General features: G+C 63.9%; 7 protein-coding genes. 5 read left to right on the forward strand and 2 right to left on the reverse strand.

The window, feature by feature from the left end:
* From ACIA5H_RS34805 to ACIA5H_RS34825, 5 genes are all read left to right on the forward strand, one after another.
* Positions 1 to 339: pentapeptide repeat-containing protein (locus tag ACIA5H_RS34805; RefSeq protein WP_397080248.1), on the forward strand; the 339-nt coding region annotated here is incomplete at its 5' end.
* A 299-nt stretch (positions 340 to 638) separates the two neighbouring features.
* A complete protein-coding gene (locus ACIA5H_RS34810) occupies positions 639 to 1,256 on the forward strand; it encodes a TetR/AcrR family transcriptional regulator (RefSeq protein ID WP_397080250.1) in 618 nt (205 codons plus the stop codon).
* Positions 1,253 to 1,672 carry a DUF3237 domain-containing protein gene (locus ACIA5H_RS34815; protein ID WP_397080252.1) on the forward strand — a complete coding sequence of 140 codons (420 nt, stop codon included), beginning with the start codon at positions 1,253 to 1,255 and terminating at the stop codon, positions 1,670 to 1,672. The genes ACIA5H_RS34810 and ACIA5H_RS34815 overlap by 4 nt, the downstream gene beginning before the upstream one ends.
* Complete coding sequence (locus ACIA5H_RS34820; RefSeq protein ID WP_397080254.1) at positions 1,669 to 1,863, forward strand: hypothetical protein; 195 nt, start codon at positions 1,669 to 1,671, stop codon at positions 1,861 to 1,863. The genes ACIA5H_RS34815 and ACIA5H_RS34820 overlap by 4 nt, the downstream gene beginning before the upstream one ends.
* Positions 1,864 to 1,876: 13 nt before the next feature.
* On the forward strand, positions 1,877 to 2,050 hold the full coding sequence (locus ACIA5H_RS34825; protein WP_397080256.1) for a hypothetical protein: 174 nt from the start codon (positions 1,877 to 1,879) through the stop codon (positions 2,048 to 2,050).
* A 23-nt stretch (positions 2,051 to 2,073) separates the two neighbouring features.
* Here the strand turns inward: ACIA5H_RS34825 and ACIA5H_RS34830 are convergent, their stop codons facing one another.
* A complete protein-coding gene (locus ACIA5H_RS34830) occupies positions 2,074 to 2,637 on the reverse strand; it encodes a recombinase family protein (protein WP_397080258.1) in 564 nt (187 codons plus the stop codon).
* Between the two features lie 424 nt (positions 2,638 to 3,061).
* The coding region (locus ACIA5H_RS34835) for a hypothetical protein (RefSeq protein WP_397080260.1) at positions 3,062 to 4,211 on the reverse strand (1,150 nt) is incomplete at its 5' end.

Below are 4,211 nucleotides of genomic sequence, written 5' to 3' on the forward strand. Positions count from 1 at the left end.
ACCTTCACCGGCAACGCCTTGTTCGACACGGTCATATTCGACGCTGGCGCCGAGTTCCGCGCGGCCACCTTCAGCGGCGCCAGATTCCGCGAGGCCACCTTCAGCGGCGGCACCTCGTTCCGCAAGGCCACCTTCACCGGCATCGCCTGGTTCGACAAGGCCGCTTTCAGCGGCAAAGCCTCATTCGTCGGCACCGACTTCGGATCCGAGCATGTCTCCTTCGCTGCACCTCAGCAATGGGGTCCACCTCCGCCAGAATTCGATTGGGGTGAAGACGGACCTGGGAAACCGACGAATGTCGAACCACGGGACTGGCCACCAACTGTGTCACCTGTGTGATCGAGCCGCGAGTTGTGGTGTCGGGAATTGTTCGGTTCTCAACACCCCACTGCCACCGAGCGGTGTGGTCCGAAAACCCAGGTCGCCCCAGCTGTCGATGTTCGAAGTCGGCTGCACGGATTTTCGAAGTACTCTGCACCACGATCTTCGGGGTGTTGCACGTCTCGACCGGCCAGCAGTTGACACGTGACGTCGTCCAGCGCGAGCTGCGCTGGTATGCCTCTGATGAGGCCGAGTTCGGTGTCGATGGGGGCTGCCATCGCTTGCTTATTTGAATGACCACTCATAAATTGGTACTCATGACGCGAGGCAGACCACGCACCGCCGACGTCGCGGCTGTGACCGAAGTAGCGATGCAGACGTTCTGGCAGCACGGTTACGGTGCCACCTCCATCTCCCGGCTCACCGCGGCCACGGGAATGCATCCCGGGGCGATCTATCAGACGTTCGGCGACAAGCGCGGACTGCTGCTGGCCGCCTTGGCCCGTTACCGGGAGATCGGCGTCCAGCGCATCCGCGGCCTGTTGTCCGGCTCGTCATCCCCACTGGCAGGCCTGCGCAGCTACCTGCTGAACCAGGCGGCGCTGAGCCACGCCGCCAACGGTGACATGCGGGGCTGCCTGGCCGGAAACTCGGCCCTGGAACTACTCCCCGGCGACCCAGCGGTAACCGAGGCGATCAGAGTAATCTTCACCGACCTGCACGGCTGTATCGCCGATGCGGTGACCTCCGCCCAGCGGCGCGGCGAGATCGACGCACGCTGGCCCGCCGACACCGTCGCGGCCCAACTGCTCACCCTGGTCGAGGGCATGTTCGTGCTTGGCCGCACAGCCCGGGACCCGCAGCAGATAGAGGCGGTTGTCGATCTCACCCTCCGCTCGCTGCGCCCAGCCACTACCCCGGAGACCCTGTCGTGATCACCCTCGAGCCGCTATGCACCATGACCCTGCACGTGACCACCCCACTCGACGCTGGCGCGGCTCCGGCTGGTCGTCGCATGATCGCCGAGATCGCCGCCGCCCAGCTGACCGGTCGGCTCTCCGGCCGACTGGCCGGCACCAGCAGCGCGGACTGGTTCACCATGACCGCCAGCGGACTTGGCCTGCCCGATGTCCGCCTGAGCATCGAAACCCACGACGGCGCCCTGATACTCATCCGCTACTTCGGCCGAATCCGCCTCATCCCTCAACAGCCCTCGACCGCGATCGTCGCCCCGGTCTTCGAAACCGGCGACCCCCGCTACGACTGGCTCAACGACATTCAAGCTGCCGGCAAAGGCATCTTTACCGCAGACCGCAGCCGCCTGGACTACGAACTCTACGAACTTCGGTGAACAACCACTTCTTCCCGGTTGATGTTGTTTTGGGGTACACCTCCGGAGGGAAGCCGGGAGATCTGCAGAAGATCGAGCGGTTCGCATCGCTCTATGCCCTGGACAACCAAAAATTGCCCTCCGGCAAGTGGTACATCGTGAACCAGTTCCGGGAACGTGATCCCAGCACCCGCCGGCCCACTTATGAGTAACCACACCTCGGACGTGGAGGTCTTTGCCGATGGTGGAGGGCTGGTGATCGACACCCGCGACCTGTTTCTTCTCGATAAGGCAGTGGCGGCAGGTCAGGTGAGTGCAGAAGAAGCCAGGGGCCTGCTCATGGGCTCGGTGGGCCTCTTCGAAATATCCACTGCTTCAGATGGATTGCTCCGAGGGTGAGTAGCTCAGCGTAAGGTGCCGAGTCAGGATGGCTGGCTCACCTGCTGACGCAAATACGCGTAGACGGTTTCACGGCTCACGCCGAATTCCTTGGCCAACGCTGCTTTCGGTTCCCCACCGGCCGCGCGGGCACGCAGCTGGGCGGCCTGCTCGGCGGTGAGCGCGGGCTTGCGGCCGGTGTAGGCGCCCCGAGTTTTCGCCGCGGCGATGCCCTCACGCTGCCGCTCGAGGATGAGGGCGCGTTCGAACTCGGCGAAGGCACCCATCACGCTCAGCAGCAGGTTCGCCATCGGCGAGTCCTCGCCGGTGAAGGTCAGCGACTCCTTCACGAACTCCACTCGCACGCCCTTGCCGGTCAGGGTCCGCACCAACCGGCGAAGGTCATCGAGGTTGCGGGCGAGGCGGTCCATGGAGTGCACGATCACGGTGTCGCCGTCGCGTACGAATGCGATCAGCTCGTCCAGCTGTGGACGTGCGGTGTCCTTGCCGGAGGCCTTGTCGGTGAAGGTGCGTTCGACATCGATCCCGTCGAGCTGCCGGACGGTGTTCTGATCGACCGTACTCACCCTGATGTAGCCAACACGCATAACTGACCTCTCCACCACTTGAAATGTCAAGTTGAAGTCTAAGAATCCAGCGTACGCGTGTCAAGAAATGCAGAAGGTGACTCTATTCTGACGCTCTTTAGTCCGGTCACCGCCGTGGTGTTGGGGTGTACCCCAGATTGGCGTATCGGCTGTCTCGCCGCGCCTGCTGAGCACCAAACATCGAACCGGGGAGGGGGCCCTATAGCGGGCAAACAGAATCGGGAAGGGCGCTGGGGACTAGCGCTAAAGGCTACGTTCTTTGAATGACCCCAGGTGAAAGCGCTCGGTAGAGCGCCCGGCGGCGGGTCCTCGACCCGGGCGTCGGGCTTCTGCGGGGGAAAGCCCTGGCGCGGGGCGCGGGGCGCGGGCGCGGGGCGCTCGCGGGCGTGGTGAGCCGGGTGACGGGTTGGGGCGCACGCCGAGTCTATTGGTAGCCCTGGTAGTTCTCGGTGACCACCAGCAGGCCGTTGCCGTAGCCGTCTTCGACGATATGCCAGCCAGTCAGCCAGCCGATTGTTCTTTCGGTGCCGTCCCACTCGACGACGCCGGGATTGGGGCTTTGGTGGCCGGGGAGGACGGTGTCGGGGAAGGTGTACTGGTTGATGTTTCCGGCCACTTCCCATGTTGCTGCCAGCTCGATCTGCACCTTGCCGCTGGCCCCAGGCGGCCTGACGACGTCGACGGTGACGTTTGCGCCGGTCGCGGTGACTTTCTTGGAGGGATCCCACTGTGGGGTGACGGTCCAGTTCGCCGATTTCAGCACGAGGGTCTGGTAGATGACGATGACCGGGCTGAGGTTGAGGTGCAGTTTCGCGGTGCGGGGTGGTGGATCGGTGAGGGTAATGGTGAAGGGTTGGTCGAAGTACTGTCCCGATGCGGTGACCAGGCCGTTCGGGTTGGGCTGGCCTGCCGTGGAGGTGACAGGGAACGGCGTCCCGGTAGTGCCGACGATCTTGCCGTCCAGCATCACTTGTGCCCCGATGACGGGCGCCCCGGTGTCGGCGTCGGTGGCGATCACCGTTTCGACGACGCTGCTGCCTCGTTCGATAGTGGGGTGCGAGAGGCTGATTTTGAGGTGCCCACGTGTGACGGGAGTCCCGCGCTGATCGATGGTGCTAGCTTCGCTGCACAGGGTCTGGATCACCTTGAGCGTGTCGTTTTCGACCAACGCTGGTGGCGGGACGGGGATCCAGGCGTCAGAGTAGACGGCTTCCTGACTCGTGCGCGGTTTGCCGTTGACCAGCAGATGCGCAATCGCGCCGCGCAGGAACCCACTGGCATACACCACGGCCGCTGCGGGGCGCACAGGTCCGGGAATTGCGGGAACAGGCAGCGGCAACACCAGTGATCTCACCTCCTCGGCGGCTTCACTGTCGGCATTGCACCCAGACTGGCGGACTACGACGGTCTCATCGGCGGGAATCGGCAGCCAGAGGCGGTAGCACACGGTCGGGTCGGTGCCAACAACGACCGGATCGCCTAGAGCGTGTCTCGAAGTAATGCCGCAGGTGTGAGACTGGTTGGCGGGGGCGGGTTTTGAATGTGGCGAGGTCTCCGGTAGTTGGTTGATCGAC

Origin of the sequence: Nocardia sp. NPDC051900, from assembly GCF_044452545.1 — a bacterium.
Classification (GTDB): Bacteria; Actinomycetota; Actinomycetes; order Mycobacteriales; family Mycobacteriaceae; genus Nocardia; species Nocardia sichangensis.